The sequence below is a fragment of the Streptomyces sp. NPDC048584 genome, from assembly GCF_043199595.1.
Classification (GTDB): Bacteria; Actinomycetota; Actinomycetes; order Streptomycetales; family Streptomycetaceae; genus Streptomyces; species Streptomyces edwardsiae.
In genome coordinates, this window is sequence record NZ_JBICWF010000021.1 from 22,178 (window position 1) to 47,794 (window position 25,617).

At 68.4% G+C, this 25,617-nt stretch carries 30 protein-coding genes and 1 pseudogene; 13 read left to right on the top strand and 18 right to left on the bottom strand.

The features are described from left to right. Positions 1-92: 92 nt before the first annotated feature. Positions 93-713 carry a TetR/AcrR family transcriptional regulator gene (locus tag ACGFR9_RS33415; protein WP_393216300.1) on the top strand — a complete coding sequence of 207 codons (621 nt, stop codon included), beginning with the start codon at positions 93-95 and terminating at the stop codon, positions 711-713. Here ACGFR9_RS33415 and ACGFR9_RS33420 read toward each other — a convergent pair. Next, the gene (locus ACGFR9_RS33420) at positions 691-1,530 is read right to left on the bottom strand and encodes a glycerophosphodiester phosphodiesterase (RefSeq protein ID WP_393216303.1); all 840 of its coding nucleotides are present in this window, start codon (positions 1,528-1,530) and stop codon (positions 691-693) included. The genes ACGFR9_RS33415 and ACGFR9_RS33420 overlap by 23 nt on opposite strands. Positions 1,531-1,653: 123 nt before the next feature. On the opposite strand from ACGFR9_RS33420, the gene ACGFR9_RS33425 reads away from it, so the two are divergent. Beyond that, positions 1,654-2,391: a bifunctional DNA primase/polymerase gene (locus tag ACGFR9_RS33425; protein ID WP_311644764.1), complete on the top strand. Its 738-nt coding sequence runs from the start codon at positions 1,654-1,656 to the stop codon at positions 2,389-2,391. A 4-nt stretch (positions 2,392-2,395) separates the two neighbouring features. Here ACGFR9_RS33425 and ACGFR9_RS33430 read toward each other — a convergent pair whose 3' ends face one another. From ACGFR9_RS33430 to ACGFR9_RS33450, 5 genes and pseudogenes are all read right to left on the bottom strand, one after another. Next, on the bottom strand, positions 2,396-3,382 hold the full coding sequence (locus ACGFR9_RS33430) for a hypothetical protein (RefSeq protein WP_393216306.1): 987 nt from the start codon (positions 3,380-3,382) through the stop codon (positions 2,396-2,398). After that, complete coding sequence (gene efeU / locus ACGFR9_RS33435) at positions 3,333-4,214, bottom strand: iron uptake transporter permease EfeU (protein WP_393216309.1); 882 nt, start codon at positions 4,212-4,214, stop codon at positions 3,333-3,335. The genes ACGFR9_RS33430 and efeU overlap by 50 nt, the downstream gene beginning before the upstream one ends. Positions 4,215-4,217: 3 nt before the next feature. After that, positions 4,218-5,459, bottom strand: a complete 1,242-nt coding sequence (gene efeB, locus ACGFR9_RS33440) for an iron uptake transporter deferrochelatase/peroxidase subunit (RefSeq protein WP_393216312.1) — start codon at positions 5,457-5,459, stop codon at positions 4,218-4,220. 10 nt (positions 5,460-5,469) lie between these two features. Then, entirely contained in the window at positions 5,470-6,621 is a 1,152-nt protein-coding gene (gene efeO / locus ACGFR9_RS33445) for an iron uptake system protein EfeO (protein ID WP_393216315.1), read from the bottom strand. Between the two features lie 209 nt (positions 6,622-6,830). Then, a pseudogene (locus tag ACGFR9_RS33450) lies at positions 6,831-7,097 on the bottom strand (hemin ABC transporter ATP-binding protein); the annotation flags it as partial. A gap of 106 nt (positions 7,098-7,203) precedes the next feature. Here ACGFR9_RS33450 and ACGFR9_RS33455 point away from each other — a divergent pair. The 4 genes from ACGFR9_RS33455 to ACGFR9_RS33470 all read left to right on the top strand — a co-directional run bounded on the left by ACGFR9_RS33455 (position 7,204) and on the right by ACGFR9_RS33470 (position 8,744). Then, a complete protein-coding gene (locus ACGFR9_RS33455; protein ID WP_393216318.1) occupies positions 7,204-7,524 on the top strand; it encodes a hypothetical protein in 321 nt (106 codons plus the stop codon). A 35-nt stretch (positions 7,525-7,559) separates the two neighbouring features. Then, the gene (locus ACGFR9_RS33460; RefSeq protein ID WP_393216321.1) at positions 7,560-8,204 is read left to right on the top strand and encodes a PhzF family phenazine biosynthesis protein; all 645 of its coding nucleotides are present in this window, start codon (positions 7,560-7,562) and stop codon (positions 8,202-8,204) included. A 112-nt stretch (positions 8,205-8,316) separates the two neighbouring features. Further along, entirely contained in the window at positions 8,317-8,556 is a 240-nt protein-coding gene (locus tag ACGFR9_RS33465; RefSeq protein WP_393216324.1) for a hypothetical protein, read from the top strand. After that, entirely contained in the window at positions 8,553-8,744 is a 192-nt protein-coding gene (locus tag ACGFR9_RS33470; protein WP_393216326.1) for a hypothetical protein, read from the top strand. The genes ACGFR9_RS33465 and ACGFR9_RS33470 overlap by 4 nt, the downstream gene beginning before the upstream one ends. Here ACGFR9_RS33470 and ACGFR9_RS33475 read toward each other — a convergent pair. The 8 genes from ACGFR9_RS33475 to ACGFR9_RS33510 all read right to left on the bottom strand — a co-directional run bounded on the left by ACGFR9_RS33475 (position 8,741) and on the right by ACGFR9_RS33510 (position 13,653). After that, entirely contained in the window at positions 8,741-9,262 is a 522-nt protein-coding gene (locus ACGFR9_RS33475; protein ID WP_393216332.1) for an SUKH-4 family immunity protein, read from the bottom strand. The genes ACGFR9_RS33470 and ACGFR9_RS33475 overlap by 4 nt on opposite strands. A gap of 80 nt (positions 9,263-9,342) precedes the next feature. Beyond that, complete coding sequence (locus ACGFR9_RS33480; RefSeq protein ID WP_393216335.1) at positions 9,343-9,981, bottom strand: transposase; 639 nt, start codon at positions 9,979-9,981, stop codon at positions 9,343-9,345. Then, on the bottom strand, positions 9,891-10,436 hold the full coding sequence (locus tag ACGFR9_RS33485) for a transposase (protein ID WP_393216338.1): 546 nt from the start codon (positions 10,434-10,436) through the stop codon (positions 9,891-9,893). The genes ACGFR9_RS33480 and ACGFR9_RS33485 overlap by 91 nt, the downstream gene beginning before the upstream one ends. Positions 10,437-10,591: 155 nt before the next feature. Next, entirely contained in the window at positions 10,592-11,098 is a 507-nt protein-coding gene (locus tag ACGFR9_RS33490) for a hypothetical protein (RefSeq protein WP_393216340.1), read from the bottom strand. Positions 11,099-11,599: 501 nt separating this feature from the next. Next, a complete protein-coding gene (locus ACGFR9_RS33495; RefSeq protein ID WP_393216343.1) occupies positions 11,600-11,836 on the bottom strand; it encodes a helix-turn-helix domain-containing protein in 237 nt (78 codons plus the stop codon). 14 nt (positions 11,837-11,850) lie between these two features. Next, complete coding sequence (locus tag ACGFR9_RS33500) at positions 11,851-12,135, bottom strand: helix-turn-helix transcriptional regulator (protein WP_232381479.1); 285 nt, start codon at positions 12,133-12,135, stop codon at positions 11,851-11,853. A gap of 50 nt (positions 12,136-12,185) precedes the next feature. Continuing rightward, positions 12,186-12,569 (bottom strand): type II toxin-antitoxin system RelE/ParE family toxin, encoded by a 384-nt coding sequence (locus ACGFR9_RS33505; RefSeq protein WP_393216346.1) that lies wholly within the window; start codon positions 12,567-12,569, stop codon positions 12,186-12,188. A gap of 652 nt (positions 12,570-13,221) precedes the next feature. Continuing rightward, complete coding sequence (locus tag ACGFR9_RS33510; RefSeq protein ID WP_393216349.1) at positions 13,222-13,653, bottom strand: GntR family transcriptional regulator; 432 nt, start codon at positions 13,651-13,653, stop codon at positions 13,222-13,224. A gap of 319 nt (positions 13,654-13,972) precedes the next feature. Between ACGFR9_RS33510 and ACGFR9_RS33515 the strand changes: the two genes are divergently transcribed. Genes ACGFR9_RS33515 through ACGFR9_RS33525 form a run of 3 tightly spaced genes read left to right on the top strand, consistent with a single transcriptional unit; the run spans position 13,973 to position 17,189 of the window. Continuing rightward, positions 13,973-15,694, top strand: coding sequence for a replication initiator (locus tag ACGFR9_RS33515; RefSeq protein ID WP_393216352.1), 1,722 nt, complete (start codon positions 13,973-13,975; stop codon positions 15,692-15,694). After that, a complete protein-coding gene (locus ACGFR9_RS33520) occupies positions 15,691-15,882 on the top strand; it encodes a helix-turn-helix domain-containing protein (RefSeq protein WP_393216355.1) in 192 nt (63 codons plus the stop codon). The genes ACGFR9_RS33515 and ACGFR9_RS33520 overlap by 4 nt, the downstream gene beginning before the upstream one ends. After that, complete coding sequence (locus ACGFR9_RS33525; protein ID WP_393216356.1) at positions 15,882-17,189, top strand: tyrosine-type recombinase/integrase; 1,308 nt, start codon at positions 15,882-15,884, stop codon at positions 17,187-17,189. The genes ACGFR9_RS33520 and ACGFR9_RS33525 overlap by 1 nt, the downstream gene beginning before the upstream one ends. A 120-nt stretch (positions 17,190-17,309) precedes the next feature. Here ACGFR9_RS33525 and ACGFR9_RS33530 read toward each other — a convergent pair whose 3' ends face one another. Both ACGFR9_RS33530 and ACGFR9_RS33535 read right to left on the bottom strand, forming a co-directional pair. Further along, on the bottom strand, positions 17,310-17,846 hold the full coding sequence (locus tag ACGFR9_RS33530; protein WP_393216359.1) for a hypothetical protein: 537 nt from the start codon (positions 17,844-17,846) through the stop codon (positions 17,310-17,312). Then, positions 17,818-21,951 carry a polymorphic toxin-type HINT domain-containing protein gene (locus ACGFR9_RS33535; RefSeq protein WP_393216362.1) on the bottom strand — a complete coding sequence of 1,378 codons (4,134 nt, stop codon included), beginning with the start codon at positions 21,949-21,951 and terminating at the stop codon, positions 17,818-17,820. The genes ACGFR9_RS33530 and ACGFR9_RS33535 overlap by 29 nt, the downstream gene beginning before the upstream one ends. A 27-nt stretch (positions 21,952-21,978) precedes the next feature. On the opposite strand from ACGFR9_RS33535, the gene ACGFR9_RS33540 reads away from it, so the two are divergent. From ACGFR9_RS33540 to ACGFR9_RS33550, 3 genes are read left to right on the top strand one after another with little or no spacing between them, the layout of a single operon-like run. Beyond that, positions 21,979-22,119, top strand: coding sequence for an AAA family ATPase (locus ACGFR9_RS33540; RefSeq protein ID WP_393216365.1), 141 nt, complete (start codon positions 21,979-21,981; stop codon positions 22,117-22,119). A gap of 23 nt (positions 22,120-22,142) precedes the next feature. Next, entirely contained in the window at positions 22,143-23,258 is a 1,116-nt protein-coding gene (locus ACGFR9_RS33545; RefSeq protein ID WP_393216368.1) for an AAA family ATPase, read from the top strand. Then, positions 23,230-23,445 carry a hypothetical protein gene (locus ACGFR9_RS33550; RefSeq protein WP_393216458.1) on the top strand — a complete coding sequence of 72 codons (216 nt, stop codon included), beginning with the start codon at positions 23,230-23,232 and terminating at the stop codon, positions 23,443-23,445. The genes ACGFR9_RS33545 and ACGFR9_RS33550 overlap by 29 nt, the downstream gene beginning before the upstream one ends. 227 nt (positions 23,446-23,672) lie before the next feature. Here ACGFR9_RS33550 and ACGFR9_RS33555 read toward each other — a convergent pair whose 3' ends face one another. Both ACGFR9_RS33555 and map read right to left on the bottom strand, forming a co-directional pair. Next, positions 23,673-24,320, bottom strand: coding sequence for a heme oxygenase (biliverdin-producing) (locus ACGFR9_RS33555; RefSeq protein ID WP_393216370.1), 648 nt, complete (start codon positions 24,318-24,320; stop codon positions 23,673-23,675). A gap of 138 nt (positions 24,321-24,458) precedes the next feature. Beyond that, positions 24,459-25,316 (bottom strand): type I methionyl aminopeptidase, encoded by an 858-nt coding sequence (gene map / locus ACGFR9_RS33560; protein WP_393216373.1) that lies wholly within the window; start codon positions 25,314-25,316, stop codon positions 24,459-24,461. 68 nt (positions 25,317-25,384) lie between these two features. Between map and ACGFR9_RS33565 the strand changes: the two genes are divergently transcribed. After that, a complete protein-coding gene (locus ACGFR9_RS33565; protein ID WP_030222400.1) occupies positions 25,385-25,615 on the top strand; it encodes a hypothetical protein in 231 nt (76 codons plus the stop codon). The last annotated feature ends 2 nt before the right edge of the window (positions 25,616-25,617 follow it).

Sequence of the window (25,617 nt, forward strand, 5' to 3'; positions counted from 1 at the left end):
CCTGGATTCTGAATACGAGACGTTTCGTCTCGCTTTCGGTTCCACCACTCTCCGGCGAGACGCACCGTCTTGTCAACTGGTAAATTCGACCCATGTCCACGAACCAGTCAGCAGCCCCGGACGTCACCCGCCGCAGCGAGCGCTCCCGACGGGCCATCTACGAAGCCGCCCTCGCCCTCGTCGTCGAGGTCGGTTACCCGAGGACCACCATCGAGGGCATCGCCTCCCGCGCCGGCGTCGGCAAGCAGACGATCTACCGCTGGTGGCCGTCGAAGGCGGACGTCCTCCTCGAGGCGTTCCTCGACATGGGCGAGCAGGCCGCGCGGGCCGCCGGCCAGGTCCCGTACACCATCCCGGACACCGGCGACCTCGCCGCCGACCTCAGACTCGTCCTGCGTGCCACGGTCGACGAACTGCGCGACCCCGCCTTCGAGGCCCCGTCCCGTGCCCTGGCCGCCGAGGGCGTCGTCAACGAGGAGCTCGGCCGCAGGTTCGTCGCCCGGCTCCTGGAACCCCAGCTCCAGCTCTACGTCGACCGTCTGCGCGCCGCCCAGGACGCCGGCGACGTCCGCCCCGAGGTCGACCCCCGTATCGCCCTGGAACTCTTCGTCTCCCCCCTCGCCCAGCGCTGGCTCCAGTACACGGGCCCGATCACCTACGACTACACCGACACCCTCGTCGACTACGCCCTCAACGGCCTCGCACCCCGCTGACCCGCCCCGGCGCGTCCGTGATGACGCCGTTGCAGCCCAGGGACAGGGCGCGGTCGCGCTGGGCCGGGGTGACGATCGTGTGGGCCCAGACACGCGGGATGCCGGAGTGGACCGCGCGGCGCAGATCGGCGTCCTGGGCCCTGATGTCCACGTCGAGCAGGTCGACGTAGGGGCGCCAGCGCTCCGGGCGGTCGGTGCGGAGCTGACGGGCCGAGCGCCAGAGCTGGGTCAGCAGGCCCAGGGCGTGGACGCGCCGGGCCGCCTCCGGGTCGTTGGTGTTCACGAACACCGATCGGGTCAGGCCCCGCTCGCGGATCAGCGCCGCCAGCCGGCCGAGCCCGCGCGGGTCCTTCGCCTCCAGCATCAGCACGGTCCGCCCGCCGAATCGGTCCAGCACCTCCGCCACCGTCGGCGGCCGCTCCGAACGCCAGCTCCCCGGCAGCCCGTCGCGCGGCCGCAGCCGTACGCCCCGCCACTCCCCGGCGTCCAGCCCGCTCACCTCGCCGCCCAGGAACGTGGTGCGGTTCAGCGTCGCGTCGTGGAAGACGACCGGCGTGCCGTCCCGCAGCACCCGTGTGTCGAAGTCCAGCACCTGCGCCGTACCGCGCCGGTACGCCGCCGCCAGCCCCGACATGCTGTTCTCCGGGACCTCCCGCGCCCCGCCGCGATGGGCGACGTACGGGATACGGGGCAGCGCGTCCACCGTCAGCGGCCCGGGACCCCACTCCAGCGGGCGGGCGGAGCCCTGGCCGGTGAGGGCCAGTGAGATCACGGAGGCCACGGCCGCGAGGCCCGTCGACGCGATTCTTGTGACCATATGGTCACGGTAGGTGCGTGTATGCGGGCAAAGTGTGCAATGACACCCCATCCGTCTCACCACGCGCACGAACGTGGGACGATGGGGCATGTCGATGCGTACGACGGCGAGGCGAGGGGATAGATGAGCGCGGAGTTCGGCGGCCGAAGCGGCCGGCAGGGCAGGCTCTCCCAGTGGCTGCGCGGACGCCGCCCGAAACCGCCCGCCGACGAGGGCGGCCGTGAGGCCCTGCTGCTCGCCGCCGCCGACGCGGGACTGCCGCTGGCGCCCGCCGCCCACCCCGCCGCCCAGTACGGCTGTTCCTGTGACCGCGTGGGCTGTCCGACCCCCGCCCGGCACCCGGTGTCGTTCGCCTGGCAGACGCAGTCCACCACCGACCACGGCCAGATCGAGCGCTGGGCCCGCCACCAGCCGCAGGCCAACTTCATCACCGCCACCGGCATGGTGCACGACGTCCTCGACGTCCCCCTCGACGCCGGCCGCCAGGCCCTCACCCGTCTGCTCGACGCCGGGATCGAGGTCGGCCCGGTCGCCGAGAGCGACGACGACCGCATGCTGTTCTTCACCCTCACCCGCGGCACCCCCGAGGACGAGGACGAGTGGTGGCCCTGCGAGCTGGACTGCCACCCGGAGACCATGGACGAGCACCCCGGCCTGCGCTGGCACTGCCGCGGCTCCTACGTCCTGGTACCGCCCGCCCGCCTCCCCGGCGACGACGGCCGCTCGGTGCGCTGGGTGCGCGGACCGGAGCATCCGCTCCCGGACCCGCTGAGCCTGCTGGAGGTCCTCACCGACTCCTGCGCCCGCTACGCCGAAGAGCGGCCCGACCACGCGAGCGCGGCCTGGCCCTCACGGCACTGACGGCCTACTCGCCCTGTGCCGACGTCAGCCCCTGGATCCGCCCCAGGATCTCCACCGGGCCGTCGGCCGGGTCCAGCGCCACCTCGTTGGAGACGAACTCCATCGTCAGCGACTGCCGTATCTCCCCGTCCGTCAGCGCCAGCACGTCCTTGTTCGGCGCTGGAACCGACGCCCCCGCCGCCGCCGTCTGCTTCTCGAAGTGGCGCGTCGTGAAGAACACCAGCGCCCCGCCGTCCTTCGTACGCAGCGCCAGCGGCGCGTAGTCGCCGTTCGTCAGCGGCTCGTCGATGTACTGCGTGGCCAGCCCCGGCCGCGACGACTTCTTCTCCCGCTGCGCCCGCCACCCGCTGGTGTGCGGACCCTCGGCGAACGCGGTCCCGCCGTCCTTCAGATAGGCGGCGAAGTCCTTGCTCAACTCGCCCGGCGCGACGGCCGGTCCGGTCGAGTTCGCGGGCACGGCCTCGGCCCACCCGTCCGCGTCCGTCTTGAACTCCGGTACGTCGCCCGGGGCGACGAGCGTCAGATACGCCGCCTCCCACGTCTCGTCGACACCGTCGCGCGTGAACACCAGCAGCCAGCGCGAGCCCGCGCCCTTGCTCCCGGCCGCGTCGGCGAGGAACCAGCGCGGCCAGCCGGCCTTCTTCGGGATGGTGAACTTCGCGTCCGTCAGCTTCAGCGGTGTGTGCCGGGTGTTGCCCTCCGGGCTGTTGACCCGCCCGGCCTCCAGCCGCGCCCCGTCGATGTCGGCGAGGGCACCGGTGGTGTGATCGGCGTCCAGGGAACCGTCGTACGCCTTGTCGGCGGCGTTGTACGCGGCCGTGAACTCCTCCAGCGCCTCCGCCGCCTCGGCGCGGGTCGTGGCCGGGAGCACCTCGCGCTCACCGTGCACCACCACACAGCCGCTCGCCGTCACCGACAGAGCGGCCATGAGCACGCCCACGTCAGTCCTGCGGTGCCTGCGGAGCCTTCGAAGGCCGTGATCCCTGCTCATCCGGTTCCTTCACCTTCCCCTTCCCGGAGGCGAACCCTACCGGGGCGAGGAACAGCGCGAGTGCCGGGACCAGGTACAGCAGCCACACCGTGACCTGGAGGACGGTCGGATCGGGCTGGAAGTTGAACACGCCCTTCAGCAGCGTGCCGTACCAGCTGTCCGGCGGGATCGCGCCACTGATGTCGAAGGCCAGATCCGTCAGCCCCGGCAGCCAGTCGGCCTCCTGGAGGTCATGGAAGCCGTACGCCAGCACACCCGCCGCCACGACGACCAGCATGCCGCCGGTCCAGGTGAAGAACCTGGCCAGGTTGATCCTGAGCGCGCCCCGGTAGAACAGCCAGCCGAGCAGCACCGCCGTGGCCAGCCCCAGCGCCACCCCGACCAGCGGGCGCGGACTGCCGTCACCGGCCGCGTGCACCGACGCCCACACGAACAGGGCCGTCTCCAGCCCCTCCCGGCCCACCGCGAGGAACGCGGTGACGACCAGCGCGCCCGTGCCCATCGCGAGCGCGGCGTCCAGCCTGCCGTGCAGCTCCGCCTTCAGGTGCCGGGCGGTGCGCCGCATCCAGAACACCATCCACGTCACCAGACACACCGCGAGCACCGACAGCGAACCGCCGAGCGCCTCCTGCGCCTCGAACGTCAGCTCCTGCGAACCGAATTCGAGCGCGCAGCCGAAGCCGAGCGCCAGGACGACCGCGACCCCGACGCCCGTCCACACCGGCCTCAGCGCGTCCCGCCGCCCGGTCTTCACCAGGTAGGCGATCAGGATGCAGACCACGAGACTGGCCTCCAGGCCCTCCCGCAGACCGATCAGATAGTTGGAGAACACGCCTTACGCCTCCTCGGAGAACAGCGCCCGGCCCCACCAGTCGTCCTGGTCGCGGACGCCCGGCGGGACGGCGAAGACGGCCGAACCCACGTGCTGGATGTATTCGTTGAGCGCGTCCTTCGCCAGGTTCCGCTGGACGCGGATGAACCCGGTGCGCGGATCGCGCTGATAGGCGAGGAAGAACAGGCCCGCGTCCAGCCGGCCGAGTCCGTCGGTGCCGTCGGTGAAGGAGTAGCCCCGGCGCAGCAGGGTCGCCCCCGCGTTGGCGTCGGGGTGCGCCAGCCGGACGTGCGCGTCGGGCTTCATCGCCTTCAGGAACGGCTCGTCCCGCTCCTTCGCCCTGCCGACCGGCGCTCCCTCGCCCTTGTCCCGGCCGAAGATGTCCTCCTGCTCCCGCAACGGGGTCCGGTCCCAGGTCTCGATGTGCATCCGGATGCGCCGGGCCACGAGATAGGACCCGCCCGCCATCCACCCCCGCCCGTCCTTCTCCCCGACCCAGACGAACTTCTCCAGCCGGTCCTTCTCGGTCCCCGAGATGTTGCGGGTGCCGTCCTTGAAACCGAAGAGATTGCGGGGCGTCTGCGCGTCGGGTGTCGTGGACGACGTCTTGCCGAAGCCGAGCTGCGACCAGCGCACCACGACCCGGCCGAACCCGATCCGGGCGAGATTGCGGATCGCGTGCACCGCGACCTGCGGATCGTCCGCGCACGCCTGCACACACAGATCCCCGCCGCTGCGATCGCGGTCCAGATTGTCCCCGGCGAACTTCGGCAGCTCCACCAGCGCCTCGGGACGCCGCCCCGCCAGGCCCAACTTCCCGAACAGGGACGGCCCGAAGCCGATCGTCAGCGTCAGCCGGGACGGCTTCAGGCCCAGCGCCTCACCGGTGTCGTCCGGCGGCGCCTCGTCCGGACCGCCGTACGCGCCCTCCCCGACCGCACGGCCGGCCGTCATCCGGCGCGCCGCCCCCGTCCACTCCTTCAACAGCTCCTCGAACTCGGCGCGGTCGTCGGTCGTCACGTCGAACGCGGCGAAGTGCAGCCGGTCCTGCACGGGCGTCGCGATGCCCGCCTGGTGCGCCCCGTGGAACTCCACGGCCGCGCCCGTGTCCGCGCCGGGTCCGTCATCGCTCCGGGCCACCGCCACGGCCCCGCCGGCCGCGGCGGCACCGAGCGCGAGCCCGGCACCGCCCCAGCCGAGCAGCGAACGCCGCGACGGCGCGGGTGTGTTGCCGCTGTCCGTCATCGCCGGGCCCCTACTTCACCACGGCCGCGGCGAGCCGCGACAGCGGCTCCGCGAGCGCGTTGACCGCGTCCGACAGCTCCTTGCGACCGGCCTTGCCGACCTTGTCGTACGAGGTGAAGTCGTACGACGTCGCGTCGGGCCGGTACTGGTCGAGCAGCGTGTTCAGCGCCGCGAACCGCTTGTCGAGGTCCTTCACCAGCGCCGGGTCGTTCTGCCCGGCGACCGGCTTCAGCAGCGCGTACGACTTCTCGGCGCCCTCGACGTTGGCCTTGAAGTCGACCAGGTCGGTGTGCGAGTAGCGCTCCTCCTCGCCGGTGACCTTGCCGGTGGCGACCTCGTCGAGGAGTTCCTTGGCGCCGTTCGCCATGGAGGTCGGGGTGATCTCGGCCGAGCCGACCCGCTTCCGCCAGTCCTTCAGGTCGGTGATCAGCCGGCCGGCGAGTTCCTTCTCCCGGCCGCCGATCCTCCCGTCCTGCCAGAGGGCCTTCTCCAGGCGGTGCCAGCCGGTCCAGTCGGTCGCCGGGTCCTGGCCGTCCTCCAGACCGTCCTCGCGGACGTCGACCTTCGGGTCGATGTCACCGAACGACTCGGCGACCGGCTCGGTGCGCTCCCAGCCGATACGGGAGGGCGCGTACGCCTTCTTGGCGGCCCCGACGTCCCCGGCCTCGACGGCCTTCGCGAAGGCCTCCGCCTTCGGCAGCGTCTCGTCGGCCTGCGCCTGTACGTACGCGCGGTAGGCGGCCACGGCCGCGTCCAGCTTCGGGTCGCGCGTGACGGTCTTCCCGCCGGTGGCCCTGACGTCCTGGCGTATGCCCTTGCCGCGCATGCCCGGCTTGCAGGCGATCCGGTAGTCGCCGGCCTTCACCTCGGCGGTGACGCGCTGCTTGGTGCCGGGGCCGATGTTCTCCCGCTCGGTGACCACACGGTCGTCGGGGAAGAGGAGGTAGACCTCGGTGACCTTGGAGCCCTTGTTCTCGATGGCGAGCTCGACGTGCCCGGCCGGGAACTCCTTCTTCGACACCTCGCACCTGTCGTCCGTGGCCGTCACGTCGACGACCCGGTCGCCGTCCGAGCCGCCGCCCTTCTCCGTGCAGCCGGTGACGGCGGCGAGGGCCGCCACGGTGGCGACGGCGGTGGCGAGGGAGAGTCTGGCGGGTCGCATGAGGACTCCAGGATGGCCGGAATGATGCGTGATCGGCCTCACTCCAGGTAGGTGAGGCTGGCCTAACCTACCGCTGGATTTCCTGGGAGAAACCTGTGTATCCGGTGATTCAGCTCTCATGAACGCGGTATGAGCACGGCCCGATCACGCTGGCTCAAAACGAACGCCATGGTCAGGTCAAGAAGTTGTCAGGGCGGGTCAAGCGGAGGTCAATCGGAGGGTGGTGCCTCGCGCTCCGGAAGCACCAGGACGGCCCCCGTCCGCGCATGCGGGAACACCTCGACGGGCTGCTCGTACACCTCCGGCAGCAGGGCCCGCCAGAGGACCTCCTCCGACGGCCCGCCGGCCGCGACCCGGTGCGCGCAGGCCGCCGCGAGCCCCAGGTCGTGCGGGACGACGACCACCGCGTCACCGGCGTGCGCCCGCACCCGGCACAGCCGCGGCACCCGTTCCCGATGGCGCAGGTCGAGGGCTGCCCTACCCGTATTCGCTGCCGGAATCGATCCCTCGTCCGCGCAACCCGCCTCCGTGTCCCGGCGTCCAACTTCACGACGGACGACCGCAGATCACCCGGGAGAGCACGTGGCGAAGAAGGACCGGACGACGGACGCGGCGCAGGAGAAGGACCGCGAGAAGTGGATGGCGCGTTTCCAGGTGCGCCTGGCCATGCAGCCGGGCGTGGACCGGACGGTCGTGCTCCAGGCGGTCAAGGAGGTCACCACGCACTGCGCGGAGACGGGAGAACACCCGCGGACCGCCTTCGGCGACCCGGACGCCTACGCCGTGCAGGCCGCCGAGCGGCTGGTGCCTGCGGACCGGGCGGCGCGAGCGAGGCGACGCGACGCCGTGGGGGACAGGATCACCTCCGTGCTCAAGAGGGTCGGGGACGTCGCCGGTCCGTGACCGGCCGAGGCGGCGCCCGGTGCTTGAATGCCTCCGTGACTGATTACGACGTGGTGCGCGTCTTCTGCGGGCCCCGTGGCGGGTACGGCAACGAACTGGGCGTCGTGCGCAACGGGGCCGTGATGCCCGAGCGGGAGGAGCGGCAGGAGTTCGCCGCGAAGCTGGGGTTCAGCGAGACCGTGTTCGTCGACGACCCCGAGCGCGGGGTGATCGACATCTACACGCCCACCCTGCGCCTGCCCTTCGCCGGGCACCCCTGTGTCGGCACGGCCTGGCTGCTCGACGTACCCGAACTGGTCGTGCCGGCCGGCGTGGTGGGCGCCCGGCAGGACGGGGAGTTCTGCTGGATCGAGGCGCGGGCGGAGTGGGTCCCGCCGCGCACCCTGCGCCAGTACGCCACCGCCGCCGAGGTCGACGCCCTGCCCGTGCCGCCGAAGGGGGAGTGGATCTACGCCTGGGCCTGGCTGGACGAGGCGGCCGGCCGCATCCGCGCCCGCGCCTTCCCCGGCCGCGACGACGGCATCGACGAGGACGAGGCGACCGGCGCCGCGGCCCTCCTCCTCACCGACCACCTGGGCCGCGCCCTGAACATCACCCAGGGCACAGGCTCCCAGATCCTCACGGCCCCCCAGCCGGAGGGCTGGACGGAGGTCGGCGGCCGGGTCTACCTGGAACGCTGACAAACCATTGGGCGGTGAGGAGGTCTCCCTTGAGTGGGACCATCAGCCCTGACTCTTCAGCCGACTTGGTCGGTCTGATGGCCTGACAGCAGAAAGGTGCCGCTGAAGTGAAATGCCTGAGCCGAACATCGAGTTCGGCAAGTACGGCACCTGCGGCCTCAAAGCTGTCGCCCGTCAACTGGCCGCGCTTGACGGCTACATAGCCACACCGATCACCGTCCGACGAGGCTTCCCCGCCCGCCTGCACTACCTCACCTGCACCCACCACGCCTGCGCCGCGGCCCGCGAGGCGGGCTTGACCGTCACCGACCGCGCCCTGCGTGCTGGCGGGACGGCAAGCGTTCCCCGTTGAAGGCGAACCTCGAGCGCATCGAGCAGGCGTACCGCACGGTGTGCCGCCACTACCGCAACCTGGCCGACCTACTTCTCATCACCCAACAGGAAGCGGACCGCCACCGCAGCAACGGTACCCCCCTCGTCGTCGTTTTCGACTTTCCCGCCGCAACAATCCTCGAACTGATGGAGTGGACGCTGCATTAATCGCCCATAAGAACCTCTCGCCAAAGAGAGTTGCGATGGGCTACAACTTTGATATCACGTGCCGAGATGAAATCGAAAAAAACCCGCAAGCACTCATAGCGTTCAACGCTATCCTCGGAATTAACCACTCGCGAGATTCGATACCAGCGCCACGCCGACTCAACGAAGCCTGCGATCGAAGAGTTGATGAAGTAGCCTGCGGGACGCCAGTCAGTAAGAGGGAGGCCCCATACTTCACCGGAGGGACTGGCCGCGACCACTTCAAAATCAAGCCAGGTCCCGAGACTGTAGAATTTTCGCCCGTCATCAGTTTCCGTCGGCGCGATCTCCTCTTGAATATTTGCGACAAGCCGGTAATCCTCCAGCAAGGGAAGCCCCCACTGCGCAAGCGCCTTCCGATGCCCTGGGGGGACTGACCATTGATTCATGACCGTCAAGTCAGCGGCCGTCGCCTGGTCAGCCGAAACAACCACCACTCCCAGGGGCTGATTCAAAATTTCGCGCGTACGCTCTAGCATGCCGACCAATCCGACTCACCCTCTTGTAAATGGAAATTACATCCGTCTTTGACCTGCCCTAGGCGAACTCACAAGTTCGCCTATACTCCACCTCTTCGTCGGTTCATGAAACCAAGCAGGTCCACATAGTTCTCTTCCCTCGCACCCTTCAAGCTATACGAGATAAGAGTGCTAGGGTAGTTGGCCCCAATGCCGACCCTGCATTCCGAGCAAGGAATCCGCTCCGAATATATCCGTGTTACCGATCTTGGGTTAATTCCGGCAACGGGGTTGAGGTCGGGTGCGTAGGGCGGGAGCTCGACGGCGGTGAGCCAGTCGCCGTTGCGGTCGCAGAACTCCCGCAGGGCTTTGGCGTGGTGGGTGCTGGCGTTGTCCCAGACCAGAATCAGAGGGGCGCCGCCGAGCTGCTGGTGTGCGGAGGTGATCAGTTCGGCGAACTCGCGGGCGCGGAAGCCCTTCTTCTCGCCCGTGCGGCCTCGGTACGTCTGTGTCCGGTAGATCAGACGGGTCTCGCGGCCGGGTCTGACGCAGATCATCCCGGCCATCAGGACTCGGCCCGAACCTTTCCCAGTCACCTTGACCAGCGGAGTCCGGCCCCGCCTCGACCAGGTCCGGCCCTTGCCGGACTTCAGGTCTTGCCCGGCCTCGTCCTCGAAGACGATCCACGCGCCCACGAGCTGGGCCGACCTCTTACCCGTGACCACTGCTCCGTCCGCCACCGGGCGACGGCCCGTTCGTCCCGCTCTGCCGCCCGGTGCGTGGGCACTTGCGGCGACCAGCCCAGTCGGTGCAGCAGATACGACACCCCGCGCGGGGTGTACCGATAGCCGAACAGGCAGTGGATCAGCTCCGCGCCCCTGGCAAGAGTCCACCGCTGGTCCTCCGTCCAGCCGTGCGCGGCCGGGCCGGCCCCCAACTCGACCTGCAGGCGTTCTGCCTGGCCGTCGCTGAGCTGACTCGGGAAGCCGCCCGCCCCCTTGGACGCCAGAGCCGTTCTGCCACCCTGACACCAGGCGGCATGCCAGGCGTACGCCGACTTCCGCGACCCCCATGACCGGCGGGCCACCTCCGGCGGCCGCACCCCCTGCTCGAACATCTCCGCGGCCCCGAAACGCACCACTTCACGCTTCGCCCGCCCCGCAGCGGTCAGACCGCCGCCATCCGCGTACCTCATGACGAGGATGTAGCACCGCCAACGCCCGCTGTCACCCCACCCTTTCAACGCCAGCGTCAATTACTGCCGTCAAACACCAGCGAAGCCCCGCCAGACTACGCCTGGCGGGGCTTCGATTCGCTAGCGGGAACATCGCCAACCCCCGCGTTGCTACCTCAGTGCGAAATTGACGCCTGAAGCAGGCTGCACGCGGAGGACCAAGACGGCAAGGCGCCTTGAACCTTTTTCAAGTCCACGCTCGAATAGTCGGGTGGCACGTCGCCGATTCCTTCCACTTCGAGGACATAAAACTCCGCCAGTTCGCCCGCCACTGCAAGGTGCGCCTCCGGGAAGAATTCGAATCTCGCGCGAAGAGAATCGCCCAACCGGTCAGCAACACTGGATACTACCGTCAGTGCCGCGAGAGGAACCTGCTTTGTCGGTGACTTCCAGTCGAACGAGCGCAGACCCCGGATCACAAGCAGCGCAGAATTTCCCACTTCAAACTGCAAGGAGGTGCGCAGTTCGAAGAGAAGAGCCGCCGTAGAGGTCAAGTGACACACCCGAGAGTCGAGCAGCTGCGCCTCTTGCAGCGCGTCCTCTTCTCGCAGGGGATCCACTTCAACCGAGCCGAGAAATTCCGGATATGGCCTGGCATGGACGAGATCATTTATCGAGATCATGGGATCGGGATGTGATTGTAGGGGTCAGCCTTGCTGACCGTCTGCCCAGTTAGGGGATTGACTGACTGACCTGCTTTGTTCATGTACACCACATAACCGTTCGGGTACTGATACTTGCCGGTAGTGACAGGGTCCATCACCCGAACTTGCACCACCCGAGGATCGAGGCCCTTAGTTCCGGCCGGAATGTCGTAAGCCCAGCCCTTACCTGTGGCAACCGGTGTGCCAGCAGCCCCCTTAGGCAGTGGCAATACCTCTCCAGCAGGCCCAGTCACCGACCCGATGGAGAAGTTGCTGTTGTGAACGAGGACCGGAGTCTTACCCGCCAGCACATAGTACGTGTGCAGGCCAGGCCGCCCCTACCTGCAAGTTTGCTGGTCAGCGGGCGATTTGAAGTCGCCGGATGTTCGTGCTCATGCGCTGGAGTCCGCTGGTGTTGCCGTCACTACTGCCGTCAGTGCTCTACACCGCCTGGGGAATTCCAGGAATTCCGAATGCGTGTCAAGCGGCTTTGTCGTGCGGGGTGAGGCTGATGGTCAGGTCGGCGCCGAGAGCGTGAGCCAGGCGGCGCAGGAGGGGAAGCGTGGGCACGGTCCCGCCGCCTTCGAAGCGGGAGATCTGCGGCTGCTTCATCCCGCACCGCTCGGCCAGCTCGGCCTGGGACAGCCCGAGCTCGATGCGCCGGTCCTGGACGAGTTGCCCGAGCTCACGGGCGAGCCCGGAAGGCGGGTCCTGCATGGTTCCTCCCCGCCTCAGGCCGCTGGGGCGACGATGGTGACGGTGGGCTCGTCTCCGCCGGCGAGGTGTACGTCCACCGTGAGGTCCAGTGCGCGGGCCAGGCGCATGATGACTGCGATGGGCGGCAGCTCGGTGGCCGTCTCGATGCCTTCGATGTCATCGACGTCGACGTGCATGCGCTCGGCGAGGTCGGCCTCGCTCAGGCCCAGCTGCTTACGCCGGTCGTAGACGGCCTTGCCCAACGTCATGGCGAGGCCGGCCTCTTCGTAGACCCGGTCGTACTCGGGGTCAGCGTCCAAGTGTTCGCCAAGCAGCTGGCGATGGCGACGGGTCCTCCATTCGCTGTGGTTCATCGGTTCTCCTTGAGGTTGCGGCTGTAGAGGTCGTGCTCGGCGGCGGCTTCATGCTCTGCCTCGCACCATCGCTGTGCGGCGTGGGCGCGGTCCACTTCGGCCTGCTCGCGCATCTTGGTCTTGCGGAACACGGTGAGCAGCACGACACGTCGGCCGGGCGCCAGCCAGTAGGTGATCCGCTGATGGGCATCGCCCAGGCGGAAGCGCAGCTCGCGGAGCTTGCCGCCCAGGTGGCGGGAGTGCGGTTCGTCGAGCGTGGTGGGCTGCTCGGCGAGCAGGTCGGCGACGCGTTCGGCCTGCTTGTAGTGATGGGCGGGAATGTTCTCCAGCCACAGCCGCACCTCCGGCTCGATCTCGATTGAGTACCGCCCGCTGTCCATAGCACCGATGATATATGGCACGGGGTGCGAGAGCACGACTTCGTAGTTCAGGTCGGTGTGCCGCTGCCGCGATCGCAGCCACTCCAGCGTCGCATACCCCGTCCTCCCCCCTTCGTCCTGACGCCACGGCGCCGCCCGCAAACCAGCGGCAACCTGCCGAGGCGGCGCAGGGTCGGCTTCTTTCGGCAGGATCGGGCCCGAGCGGGAGAGGCCGCGTGCGGCCGGGCTGGTGCGTCGCCCAGTCTGACAGCGCGAGGCCGGGGCGGGAAGGGCGGCCGCCGACGGGTGGCCGGGAGCTTCGCTCCCCGCCGGAGGCGACGCCGACCACCGCCCTCGGTGAGACCGGCGACAAACATGAGGGACGGCCCCCTGGCCAGCCCCTGTGCGCACGATCCGGCCGTAGGACGGTCGTAAGCGACAACTTGCTGTGCGAAGCGCGAGGGCTCCACGCCGCAACTTGGCTCCGGCGGCACCATGTTGGGCCAAGCTCACGCCTGGGTCCGACCGCCCGCCACGCCCAGGACGGGCGTCGGCTGCTTGCCCGACAGTGGGTCGGTCGGCGATGTTCGACCAGCTCAGACGGGCGGGTCCCGCCTTGAACCTCGTACAGAAAATCTGAACGCAGCCCTGACCGACGTCCCGGCATGGCGGGTCAGCGGCCCCGCCCACCGCCGCCTGACTCCAGGGCCTCGACGCGGCCACGAAGGTCGGCAATCTGCTGAACAGCCTCGGTCAGCGCACGTTCCAGCGCCTCGACGCGGGTCGCCATCCCGCCAACGGGTGCGGTCGCCTCTGGGCCGTCGAGGTCATCAGCGTTGTCGGCGACGTGGTCGTGGGGAGCGACGAAGGCTCCCTTGCCAGGGCGGGAGACCGCCCACCCCTCCTGCTTCAGCAGGGCCATGGCCTTCTGCACGGTCAGGCTCGCCGCCCCGAACTCCCGCATCAGCACAGCCTGCGTCGGCAACGCGTCCCCCGGCAGCAACCCGCCCGAGCGGATCCGCTCGCGCAGGGTCTCGGCGATCACCTCGAACGTCAGCGGCACCCCGCTGCCCGTCGGCCTGCGCCCGCGCCGCCCCGCCACCACGCCCAGCCACCTCGCTCTCCATGCCCTCTACCAGCGAAATCCGGCCCGTCCAAACCGGGAAACCGACCCCACACTACCCGCGCCCCACCACCCACCAGAAAGGAATCAGGAGGGATGCACTTGAATGCGCCGGTGAGGCGATGTTAACGTCCCACACCCGCCGGTGATCACCACCGAGCCTCGCCGACCAGGCCCAACTGGTCCGGCCCCCGCGCCCAGCTTCGAGGCGCCCCGTTCCCCTGTGAGCCGATCACTTCGGCCTGCCCACCTCGCCCCGCGCCGTACTGCTTCCGCGCTCCCGCCGAAAGGCCCTTCCCGCATGCCCACACACCTCCAACTCCCTTACCCCGCAACCGTTCCAGCCGCCTCGGGTCCCTCGTCATCGGCGTTCACTACGCCGACCTGCCCAGAGGGCCTCAGCGTCTCTGCGGCGGCAGGGCGGTCGGCGCTGGAGCGCCGCGCCAGGCTGACCGCCAAGCTGGCGAAGCTCGCCGCCACCGGCCAACTCGCGCGCCTCACACGGCAGATAGCCGGACTCGGCGGCTGCGCGCACCCGATCCGCCTGACCGGGCACCGTACGCGCCTGGACGCCGTTACCGGTGCGATCCTCGACCACTTCGACTCCGGCCGGCTCCCGGCGGGCGAACTGCTGGTCCGCTGCGGCAACCGGCGCGCCACCCGCTGCCCCTCCTGCTCCACCGTCTACCGCTTTGACACCTACCAGCTCATCGCCGCCGGACTGCGCGGCGGCAAGACCGTCCCCACCAGCGTGGCCGCCCACCCGCGCGTGTTCGCCACCCTCACCGCGCCCGGCTTCGGGCCCGTCCACAACCAGCCCGACACCGGCCGCTGCCACTGCGACCAGGTCCACCCCGACGACGACCCGCTCCTCGGCACGCCGCTCGACCTCGACCGCTACGACTACGCGGGCGCGGTGCTGTGGAACGCGCACGCCCCGGCCCTGTGGGCACGCTTCACCACCCACCTGCGTCGGGAGATCGCCAAGACGGCGGGGCTGACGCAGCGGGCCCTGCGCCACCACGCCACGCTCTCCTATGCCAAGGTCGCCGAGTACCAGAAACGGGGCCAGGTCCATTTCCACGCCGTCATCCGCCTCGACGGACCCACCGGCCCCACCAGCACCCCGCCTGCCTGGGCCACCACCCAACTCCTCGACCGCGCCGTCCGCGCCGCCGCCCAACGCACCCGCGTCCACCACGAGGGCGAACCGCCGAAACGCCCGCAGCCCGCCGGGGACGTCCCCGCCTGCCCGCCTCAAGATTCAGATCGGGCGGGGCGGTTGGTGTTCCGGTTCGGGCGGCAGATCGACGTCCGCGCGATCCGCGGCACCGACTTCACCGGTGGCGGCCCGGTCACCGAGCGGCACGTCGCCGGCTACATCGCCAAGTACGCCACCAAGGGCGCCGAGACCACCACCGGCACCCCCGACCGCCGACTGCGCTTCCTCGCCGAACTCGCCACCCACGACATCACCGACCACGCCCGCCGCATGATCCGCACTACCTGGCACCTCGCCACCAACCGTCGACACGCCCACCTCCGCCTGCGCCAATGGGCCCACATGCTCGGCTTCCGAGGCCACTTCTCCACCCGCACCCGCCACTACTCCACCACCCTCACCCACCTCCGAGCCGAACGCACCACCTGGCGAACCAGCCAACCCGACACCCAGACTCCCGCCCCAGCGTCGACTCAGACGCAGGCAGGTCAGGCGGACGGCAGTCCGGTCGATGACCGCACCCGACACCCCACTGACTTGGCCCCCGGTCACCGCAACATCACCGGTCAGCGCGCGGACTCGGACACGACCCTGGTCATCTCCCACTGGCAGTACGCCGGAACGGGCCTCCTGCCCGAACTCGAACACCTCGCCGACCTTCTCGCCGCAAAGCGGCAGACCCGCCCCAAGCAACCGACCCGAACCCGCCGCTCGAACCGCTCCGGTGACCGCGCCGGTCACTCGGCCGGTCACTCCACTGACCAGCTGACCAGTGCCGCCCGGCCGGGGGCCGTCGCGTGACCGCCGACACGGAACTCCTCACCGTCCCCCAGGTCATGGAACGCCTCCAACTCGGCCGCACCGCCGTCTACGACCTCATCCGCACTCACCAACTCCCCTCCCTCACCCTCGGCCGCGCCCGCCGCATCCCCACCCACGCCCTCACCGACCTCATCCACACCCGCCTCGAACAGGAAGCCGCCGCCTGATGACCACACCCCGCGACACCCCCGCCTCCCGCCGTACCCGCGCCAACGGCGACGGAACCGTCTACCAGCGCAAGGACCGCCGCTGGGAAGCCGCCGGATACGTCCTCGCCCCCGGCAACACCCGCCGCCGCGTCCGCGTCTACGGCACGACGCGCAAGGAAGCCCTGGCCAAGCTCACCGAGAAGATCGCCACCAGCAACCGCGGCCTCCCCGTGCCCTCCGCACAGGGCAGCGTCGGCGCGTACCTGACGTACTGGCTCGATGCCGTTGCCGTCCACCACCTCCGCGAGAACACGCACACCCGATACACCGCCTGCGTCAACCGGTACCTCGTCCCGGGCCTGGGCAAGAAGAAGCTCGCCAAGCTCTCTGCCAAGGACGTTCGTACCTGGCTCAACCAGCTCCGTACCACCTGCCAGTGCTGCGCGCGTGGCATCGATGCGGGGCGTGATGAGCCCCGTTGCTGCGCCGTCGGAACATGCTGCTCCAAGCGGCTCTCTCCGCTGACCCTGACTTACATCCACTCCGTGCTCAAGTCCGCACTCGAACACGCCGTGCGCGAGGAGGAGATCCCTCGCAACGTGGCCCGTAACGTCCGCACCGGCACACCTCGCCCCCGACGCTTCGAACCCCTTACCGCCGACGAAGCCCGCCAGTTCCTCACAGCCGCGCGCGGGCACCGGCTCCATGCCCTGTTCGAACTGGCGCTCCACACCGGACTCCGCAAGGGCGAACTCCTCGGCCTGCGCTGGGAAGACCTCGACCTCGACACCGGCACCGCCGCCATCCGCCGCACACTCCAGCGCACCAGCGCAGGCGGGCTCACCACACTGCCCACCAAAACCCGGGCCTCCGAGCGCCGCATCGCCCTCCCCGCCCGCTGCCTCCAGTCGCTGAAGCTCCACGGAGAGCAGCAGCAGCGCGACCGTGACGCGGCTGGGGCCGAGTGGCAGCACAGTGGGCACGTGTTCACCACTGCGCAGGGCAGAGCGATCGACCCGACCAACCTCACCCGCGCCTTCACCACGCTCCTCCACAAGGCAGGCCTCCGCCGCATCCGCTTCCACGACCTCCGCCCCTCGACCGCCACCCTGCTCCTGGAACAGGGCGTCGAACTCGTCGTGATCAAGGAACTCCTCGGCCACGCCCACATCGGCGTCACCGCCACCGTCTACGCGCACGTCCGACTCCGCCTCCAGCGCGACGCCATCGACACCCTCAGCACCGCCCTCGGCAGCCCGAAGATCACCGAGACGGCCAACGGCGACAACGACGAACCACCACCTTGCGCCACCCCCGTCCGCTGACGTTGCCGTCAACTACTGCCGTCACCCCACGCAGAAACCCCGCCAGGGCGCACCTGACGGGGCTTGTGCATTGCTGTCGCATATGCCGGACTCGGCATATGCTCGGGCGCGATCAGTTGCCTATCCCCCAGGGGGAATCTGTCGCAGCAATTCACCAGACAGGAATTGCATGAATCCCTCGAAATCTCGGGCGATCACCTGTACCCCAGACTCTTCCACCTCGTAGACATCACCGATGAGGGATCCACCTTCCAGCCGAACAATCTCTCCGGTTTGACGATCGGCAGCAAACAATGCACCGCCACCGTCAGAGCCAAACACGGCGACAGTCCGATTGGGCACGCTACTCACCTGTGTTGGCTGAGCACCACGCAACCCCTCAACCACATACTCGGCCTCATCGACAAAGAACCCTGGACCGACATCAGGCAAGGAGATTTGCGCAACGTGCGAATAGAACTCGATCAAATCCCTCGCACCCGCGTCGCTCAAGACCGCAGCGAGCGCGTCGCGACCGCTGCTATCAGCGGCTCTTGACACATAGTGCTCACCTGGTGGATACCCGTACATGGTCTCGAACCCTGCGACGAACCGTGAGGCCAGGCGCGACATTTCGTCGATCCAGCTATCAACGTTCGGCCCAGAAATAGGCACCATATCCCCTATCGATCTGCCCCGCGAAGTCTTCTATTTGAGCTCGCGAGGGGTTCGGATTCATGTCATGGAACCATTTCCATTGGTTGGTTATCTCTTGATGCACGTTGGCTCCACGGGACTTCATCCTACTGCCGGGCACTCCACGCATGTTGGATGGCGCATCGAAATCAAAGTCACCAAACTCCGGATGGTTTCGATACTCCTGCGGGATGGCGTGGTGGGCATCCCAATCATCTGGCAGCCGCTTCATGCCGCTGCGGTGCAAGTACGCCTGGAACCTACCTCGGTAGTTGCCGATGTCGATGGTAGGAGCTTCAGGCGCCTTACCCGTAGGACATCCGTTGCTGTTGTGAACGAGGACCGGCGTAGCGCCCGCCAGCACATAGTACGTATGCAGGTCGTCAACGGTGAGGTTGTACGTCCGGGCGTGCTTGGTGTAGGCGCGGTTGCTGATGATGCGGACGGTGGTGCCGTCGGGGGTCCTGAGAGTCATGCCGGCAACGAGGTTGCGGGCTTCGACCCAGGCGCCGATTTCAGGAACCCAGAACGGGTGCTCGTGTGTAGCTGTGAGCTTCTCGGGTCCGTCGGACGTTTTGATCGTGAGTTCGTTGAAGTGCTTGTCGTCTTCGGTGACGATCAGGCGGGTGACCTTCCGGAGGCGGGTCTCCCCTGTTTCCGGGTCTGTGGCAACAACCTCGTCGCCGACCTCAATCTTTTCGATTGATTTGGTCTCGCCGTCAGCCATGAGCACTTGGGTGCCAGCAAGGAAACACTTACATCCCGAGGCGAATTTCTTGAGCCACTTATCGACGGCTTCTTTGCCCTTTTTGACGACCCAATCGGGTACTAGTTTCACGGCCTTCGCGAAGGGGATGTCCGAGACGACACCAAGGTAGTCCCAACCGCTCGCCTCTCCTTGAATCACCTTCTTCCATGACTCGACGTCAGGAATGACCAGGGAGGAAACAAATTTGAAAACGCTGTTCTGTGCATCCGTATCGTACGGTTTTTCGACGGTCCTTGTGCCCAGAGGCGGATGGTAGCTACCGAATCGGTTGACGCTGTGGAGGTCACCCACTACGTCATAGGTGAAAGTGCTGCCTTCAAAACGGTAATCCCAACCTCCCTCACCGTCCGGGACCAACCAGTCCCGGTAGACGAAATTTCCGTCCTGACAGCCGCTGCCGCAGTCAGTGGCCGGCTTCAGGCCGTCGGGGTCGCTGGTGCTGATGGGGCTGTTCTTGGCGTAGGAGTAGCCGTTCATCTGCAGCGGGTCCGTGATGTCCAGCAGCGGATCCGCGCTGATGAAGCGGCCGTTGGCCTGGTCGTACTCGCGCGCGCCGATGTGCGTCAGTCCGGTGGCGACGTCGTCGATACCGACGCCCAGGTAGCTGCGCCTGTCCGGCCAGGAGGACGGCTGGGGCCCGCGGGCCTCGCCGAAGGGCTTGAAGGCCCGTCTGGTCACCGGCTGGTTGGCGGCCATCTGAACGGTGGTGTTGGCAGTACCCAGATGGTCGGCGAGTTGGATGTTGCGGGTGTGGCCGGTGCTGGTGCCGTTTGAGGTGCGGACGACTGTCGGGGCGCCGGGGTGGGCGTAGTTGCGGGTTGCCTTGGTGATCTTTCCGGTGGCGTCGGTGGTGAGTTCGCCGCCGGGGAGGTAGAGAGTGGAGCCTTCGCTGGAGTTCTCCAGGAGGCGTTGACCGCCGGTGTCGTAGGTGTAGTTGATGGTCGTGGCGCCGGTTGTCACGGTGGCCGGCTTGTTCTCGCTGGTCCAGGTGAGGTTCTGGGTGTCGTTGGCGAGGTCGCGCTTGGTGGTGTTGCCGGCCGGGTCGTAGGTGTAGGCGCTGCCGGAGCCGGTGGGGGTGGTGGAGACCCAGGCCAGGGTGTGGGGCTGGGTGGTGACCGGTTCGGTGGCGCCGTTTCCGGCGGTGGTGCCGTAGCCGGAGTGATAGGTGATGTTCTTGGTGGGGTCGGTGACGTTGTGCTCGGTGAGGGTGGAGCGGTTGCCGATCCAGTCGTAAGTGAATGCCTGGCGGTAGGCGGTGGCGGACGTCGCCACTGTGCCGGCGGCCGGGGCGGCTGCGGCGAGTGTGCTGGTCAGCGAGGCGTCCGGGCTGGAGGTGTCGCTGGCCGCGTTCGGGGCGTCTGCGACGGGGCCGGACGAGGTGGCGTAGTCGGTGCGGTAGCCGAAGGCGGCACCGTTGGCGGTCTTGCAGCCGTTGCCTGTACCAGTGGGGGCGATGGTGGATGTCCAGGCGTGGACGAGTTCACCGAGGGCGTCGTAGGTGTAGCACTGGGTGTCCCAGGTGGAGCCTGAGGGTTCGCTCAGCTTGCGGGAATTCGATGTGATGGTGCCGGACGCGTCGTACGAGTAGTAGCTGTCGGTGATGCGGTGAGGTGAAGCGGTCTCACGGTCGGCGACGGTGCGCTGGAGGCGTCCGGTGTGCGGGTCGATGAAGTTGGTGGTCCACACGCGGTGGGGCTGGGAGCCGGAGACGGTACGGAGGACGTCGCCGAAGGGGGAGTAGGTGACGTCAGCGGTATACCAGCTGGAGCCGGATGTGGACTCGGGCAGGCCGTCCTCGTTGTAGCGGGTGACCACCTTCTCGGAGGCGATGCCGCCCTTCGATGGGTAGGTCACCGAGAGGGGCTTGCCGGTCGGCGTGTAGCCGTAGGTGTAGCTGTAGGTCCCTGAAAGCCCGGCGGTCTTGGCGTTGGCGGGGACGGTGATGTCCTGCCCGGTGGGCTGGTAGTCGGGGGTGTAGCCGGTGGTCCTGGTGACGTAGTCGCCGTCCGCCGCGTGGCGGGTCGAGGTGGCCGGCATGCCGAGGGCGCCGACAGCGTCGAAGGTGAAGGACTTGCTCGGGCTGGCCGTGGCTGAGCCCTCGCGGACAGCTGTCACTCGTCCGAGCACGTCGTAGGTCGTGTACAGGGACTTGCCGTTGGCGTCGAGGGTGACGAGGGGACGGTCGGCGCCGTCGTACGCGGTTGTCTTGGTGGTGCCGGTGTCTGGATCGGTGGCCTCGACTATTCGGCTGCGTACGTCGTACTTGTACGTCCACTTGTTACCGGCCGGGTCGGTGACTTCCGAGCGGTTGCCGCGGACGTCGTAGGCGTAGCGCGTCGATCGGGTGGCCGACTGGCCGGCGTCGGTGTACTGCTCGATCTCGGTGACCCTGCCGAGGGCGTCGGTGGTGGTCCACGTGGCCGGAGAGGTGTTGCCCGGGGGGTTCACGTGCACGGTGTTCGGCCCGTACGACGTGAAGGTCTCGTACTTGAAGTCACCGTCGTGGTAGGTCGCTTGGCGGACGGTGCGACCCGTGCCGTCGTATTGGGTCTTTACGTAACTGGGGATGAGTGTCGTGCTTTTGGGTGCGAACAGGGTGGTGGTCGGCTGGCCTGCGGCGAGGTAGCCGCTGGTAACGATGCTGGCGCGGCCGTGGTCGTCGTAGTGGGTGTCGGCGATGATGCGGCCGGGGCCGTGGGCTTCGTTCTGCGTCTGGACCGGGCGGAGCAGGCCGTCATAGATGGTGACCGAGGAGACGTAGCTGCCGTCATCCTTGATCGTCTTGGTGGTGACGGCAGCAGGACTGGTCCTGGAGGAGGTGGCGGTGGCCTGCTGGTAGCTGATCTGGACGTCGGGGGTCTGGGTGCCACTGGAGCGGATCGGGGACCAGCCCTTGACCAGGCGGCCGAGCCCGTCGTACTCGTACCGGGTCACGCGGCCGTTGGGGTCGGTGACAGTGAGGGGGAGGGCACGGCCTGGGTCGAACGTGGTCGTGGTGGCGTGTCCGAGAGCGTTGACAGTTCTGAGGCTGGTGAGCGGGCCTCCGCTGTCAGCGGGCGTGTAAATGTTCTCGGTGGTGCCCTGATCCGGCCTGGTGACCTTGCGGATACGGCCCAGCGGATCGTACGTGGTGGTGGTGATGACGTTGTGTGCGTCGCCCTCGCCGTTGGATTCGGCGACGGTGGTGGGCAGGCCCTTGAGCGGCGTGGCGTTGTGGCCGAGGTTGTCGTAGCTGGTGCGGACCGATTTCAGCAGGTGCGTGGAACCGTTGACCGTACGGGTGGGAGATCCCTGCGGATAATGTGGCGCAGTGCACATGCGGCCGTGTGGAGAGGAGGTGGCAGGGTGATCACACGGATCGAGATCGACGGGTACACGTCCTTCGACGACTTCGCCCTCGACCTGTCGCCGTTCACCGTCCTGGTGGGAGCCAACGCCTCGGGCAAGTCCAACCTCTGGAGGCCGTCGACCTGCTGGGCCGGCTGATCCGGGAGCCGACCGGCCAGACCTTGGTCGACCACGCCCGCCGGGGTGGCCCGAAGGAACTGTTCCGGCGCGGGCCGGACGGCGCGCCGGTCGGGGTCATGCGGATCGCCGCCCATGTGCTGGTGCACGGTGACATCGGGTACTGCCACCTCCGGGTCGAGGCCCGGGTGACGTACGTGGATCCGCCGGACCCCCTGCGCGTCGACACCGAGGTGCTCAACGTCCATGACCACTACGCGGGCGCGGACTGGACTCCGCCCGCATTGCCGTACTTGAACCTCGACGAAACCGGTCAGCTGCACTGCACGGAAGTCCCCGTGCAGGACGCCGCGTACCGCAGGGAGCTGGCCGGGGCCACCAGGAAGTGGCGGATCCTCGAACCCTCGCCGAAGGCGATGCGCGTCGTCCCCTCCACCTACGACACCGCGCCCCTGGCGGAGGACGGCAAGAACCTCGGGGCCGTCCTGGGCCGGATCGCCCGGGACCCGGAGCGCTGGTACGACTTCCGCGCCGACACCGTGGCGCTGCTCCCCGACCTCGTGGACATCACGGTGGAGGCGAACGCCGAGTGGGGACAGTGGGGCGTCTGGCTCCAGCACCGCGTGACCCCTGGCGCGGCGTCGGCGGGCACCCTGCGCGTTCTGGCGCTGCTCGCCGCGGCCCACGATCCCGCACATGAAGGGGTCCTCCTGATCGAGGAACCCGAGAACGGCCTCCACCCCACCCGCGTCCCGCAGCTGCTGTCCCGGCTCAAGGGCAGAACCAGTGACCCGGCGATGCTCACCGCCGGTGACGGAAGGCAGATCCTGATCACCACCCACTCACCGGTCGCGCTCGCCGCCGCGCTGGAGGACGCCCCGGATTCGGTGGTGTTCCTGGACACCGTCACCCGGTTCGGCGACGGTCATCCGCCCCACCGGCTGCCCCGGGCCCGGAAGGTGGCCGTCAGCGGTGAGCGTGGGACGTCTGTCACCCCCTGGAAGTGCGGAAGTACCTGGAGGTCAAAGAGCCAGGGCAGGCGGGCCGGGGGCGTGCCAGACTTGAGCCATGACGGCAGCGCACGACTACGAGCACCTGCACCACCTGGTCGACCGGCTGAGCCCGACCCAGGTGCGGCGCTTGCGGCTGATCATCACTGAGGACGAGGAACTCTCCCAGGTCGACCAGCAGGTCCCGGACGCGGCCGGAGGGGGCGATGACGGTGATCTCCTGCCCGCCAGCTTCCTCGCACTGTCCGGCAGCATCGAAGCACCAGCCGACTACGCCGAGCGGCACGACGACTACATCCGTGAGCGCGCGGAACGCGAGCGGAGCGCCGGCGAGTGATCACCACGGTCCTCGACACCGGCCCGCTGGTGGCGTTCTTCAACGCCAAGGACAAGCACCACGAGAACTGCGTCGCCTTCTTCTCCCAGCTACCGTGAGGAATTGACGGCAACGCTGACGGAGACGGCCCAGTCGGAGTGGCGCGGACCGGCCGGATCCCCTCGCCGCCCAGTTCGAAGCGCAGCTTGCCGCCCAGATGGCGCGAGGTTCGGTGGCGCCGGCGGGTGTCACGCCGACAGGGGGAACTCCTCGCCCAACGCCCCGAAGACCGCCGTGTTCAGGGTGAACGCGTGCTTGCACTCGCCGACCATGCGCTGCTTCTCCAGGTCGTCCGCCGGGATCGCGTCCAGGAGTTCTCGGTAACCGCGCTTGAAGGCCGCCGGGTTGGTGATGTCCTCGAAGACGTAGAAGCGGACCCCGTCGCCCTTGCGGGCGAAGCCCCAGGTCTGTTCCGCCTTGCCGCGGATGATCTGGCCGCCGGAGAGGTCGCCCAGGTAGCGGGTGTAGTGGTGGGCGACGTAGCCGGACGGCCAGGTGCGGGCGCACTCCGTGACGCGGGCCGCGTACGCCCGCGTGGCGGGGAGCGCGGCCAGGGTGGAGCGCCAGCCGGGGCCGCGCAGATGGGCCAGGTCGCGCTCCAGGGACGGGAGGCGGAAGAGCTCCGGCTGGATGAACGGGCCCGCCACCGGGTCCGACGTGAGCCCGTGCGCGCCGGACTCCAGGGCCTCGTACACGAACCACAGCTGCTCCGTGTAGCGCGCGTACGCCTCCACGCCCAGCCGGCCGCCCAGCAGATCGCTCATGAACGTCGACGTCTCCGCCTGCACGTGCTGCTCGTGGGAGGCGGTGCGGATGAGGGTCGCGAAGGAGTCCATGAGTCCAGATCTTCTATGGTTAGGCTTACCTAAGTCAAGAGGTTGCCGACGGGTTGTCGGTAACCCTGCCCCCAGCCTGCCACGGCATGCGAAGGCCCGCCCCTCGCGGAGGAAGGGCGGGCCGAGGCGGGACGACTTCTACGGCAGCGTAAGAATGTCCGCCCCCGTGTCCGTCACCACCAGCGTGTGCTCGAACTGGGCCGTGCGCCTGCGGTCCTTCGTCACGACCGTCCAGCCGTCGTCCCACATGTCGTACTCATGGGTGCCCAGCGTCAGCATCGGCTCGATGGTGAAGGTCATCCCCGGCTGCATCACCGTCGTCGCGTGCGGACTGTCGTAGTGTGGGACGATCAGACCGGAGTGGAACGACGAGTTGATGCCGTGACCGGTGAAGTCACGGACCACCCCGTACCCGAAGCGCTTGGCGTACGACTCGATCACCCGGCCGATGATGTTGATCTGCCGGCCCGGCCTGACCGCCTTGATCGCGCGGGCCAGGGACTCCCGGGTCCGCTCCACCAGCAGGCGGCTCTCCTCGTCCACGTCACCCACCAGGTACGTGGCGTTGTTGTCGCCGTGCACCCCGCCGATGTACGCCGTCACGTCCAGGTTGACGATGTCGCCGTCGCGCAGCACCGTCGTGTCCGGGATGCCGTGACAGATGACCTCGTTGACCGACGTGCACAGCGACTTCGGGAAACCGCGGTAGCCGAGCGTCGACGGATAGGCGCCGTGGTCGCACATGTACGCGTGCGCCACCCGGTCCAGTTCGTCCGTCGTCACGCCGGGCGCGATCAGCTTCGCGGCCTCCTCCATCGCCCGCGCCGCGATCCGGCCCGCGGTGCGCATCGCCTCGACCGTCTCGGGCGTCTGCACCTCCGGACCGGTGTACGGCGTCGGCGCGGGCTTGCCGACGTACTCGGGCCGGCGGATGTTCCCGGGCACGGTGCGGGTGGGGGAGAGCTCCCCAGGGACGAGCAGCGACTGGCCAGACATGTCGGCGAGTCTAATTCAGCGACGACGGGGGACCATCTCCGTGGCGAGAAGGTGAGAGGAGAACGGTCATGCCCCTGTTCAAGAAGCGGACGGTCGGAAAGCCCGGCGAGTGGTACTACTGCCTGGAGCACAAGAAGGTCGAGGAGGGTCCCGACTGCCCCGGCAAGGACCGCTTCGGCCCGTACGCCAGCCGCGCCGAGGCCGAGCACGCCATGGAGACGGCCCGCGAACGCAACCTCCAGTGGGAGAACGACTCCCGCTGGCACGACGCCCCCGCGGGCGGACGGGACGAGGACTGACC

What these genes read in the sequence shown, in the direction of transcription:
- ACGFR9_RS33415 (WP_393216300.1), top strand. Translation starts at nt 93, where the DNA reads ATGTCCACGAACCAGTCAGCAGCCCCGGACGTCACCCGCCGCAGCGAG.
- ACGFR9_RS33420 (WP_393216303.1), bottom strand. Translation starts at nt 1,530, where the DNA reads ATGGTCACAAGAATCGCGTCGACGGGCCTCGCGGCCGTGGCCTCCGTG.
- ACGFR9_RS33425 (WP_311644764.1), top strand. Translation starts at nt 1,654, where the DNA reads ATGAGCGCGGAGTTCGGCGGCCGAAGCGGCCGGCAGGGCAGGCTCTCC.
- ACGFR9_RS33430 (WP_393216306.1), bottom strand. Translation starts at nt 3,382, where the DNA reads ATGAGCAGGGATCACGGCCTTCGAAGGCTCCGCAGGCACCGCAGGACT.
- efeB (WP_393216312.1), bottom strand. Translation starts at nt 5,459, where the DNA reads ATGACGGACAGCGGCAACACACCCGCGCCGTCGCGGCGTTCGCTGCTC.
- efeO (WP_393216315.1), bottom strand. Translation starts at nt 6,621, where the DNA reads ATGCGACCCGCCAGACTCTCCCTCGCCACCGCCGTCGCCACCGTGGCG.
- ACGFR9_RS33465 (WP_393216324.1), top strand. Translation starts at nt 8,317, where the DNA reads ATGCCTGAGCCGAACATCGAGTTCGGCAAGTACGGCACCTGCGGCCTC.
- ACGFR9_RS33475 (WP_393216332.1), bottom strand. Translation starts at nt 9,262, where the DNA reads ATGCTAGAGCGTACGCGCGAAATTTTGAATCAGCCCCTGGGAGTGGTG.
- ACGFR9_RS33485 (WP_393216338.1), bottom strand. Translation starts at nt 10,436, where the DNA reads ATGAGGTACGCGGATGGCGGCGGTCTGACCGCTGCGGGGCGGGCGAAG.
- ACGFR9_RS33490 (WP_393216340.1), bottom strand. Translation starts at nt 11,098, where the DNA reads ATGATCTCGATAAATGATCTCGTCCATGCCAGGCCATATCCGGAATTT.
- ACGFR9_RS33495 (WP_393216343.1), bottom strand. Translation starts at nt 11,836, where the DNA reads ATGCAGGACCCGCCTTCCGGGCTCGCCCGTGAGCTCGGGCAACTCGTC.
- ACGFR9_RS33505 (WP_393216346.1), bottom strand. Translation starts at nt 12,569, where the DNA reads ATGGACAGCGGGCGGTACTCAATCGAGATCGAGCCGGAGGTGCGGCTG.
- ACGFR9_RS33515 (WP_393216352.1), top strand. Translation starts at nt 13,973, where the DNA reads ATGCCCACACACCTCCAACTCCCTTACCCCGCAACCGTTCCAGCCGCC.
- ACGFR9_RS33525 (WP_393216356.1), top strand. Translation starts at nt 15,882, where the DNA reads ATGACCACACCCCGCGACACCCCCGCCTCCCGCCGTACCCGCGCCAAC.
- ACGFR9_RS33530 (WP_393216359.1), bottom strand. Translation starts at nt 17,846, where the DNA reads ATGGTGCCTATTTCTGGGCCGAACGTTGATAGCTGGATCGACGAAATG.
- ACGFR9_RS33535 (WP_393216362.1), bottom strand. Translation starts at nt 21,951, where the DNA reads ATGTGCACTGCGCCACATTATCCGCAGGGATCTCCCACCCGTACGGTC.
- ACGFR9_RS33555 (WP_393216370.1), bottom strand. Translation starts at nt 24,320, where the DNA reads ATGGACTCCTTCGCGACCCTCATCCGCACCGCCTCCCACGAGCAGCAC.
- map (WP_393216373.1), bottom strand. Translation starts at nt 25,316, where the DNA reads ATGTCTGGCCAGTCGCTGCTCGTCCCTGGGGAGCTCTCCCCCACCCGC.
- ACGFR9_RS33565 (WP_030222400.1), top strand. Translation starts at nt 25,385, where the DNA reads ATGCCCCTGTTCAAGAAGCGGACGGTCGGAAAGCCCGGCGAGTGGTAC.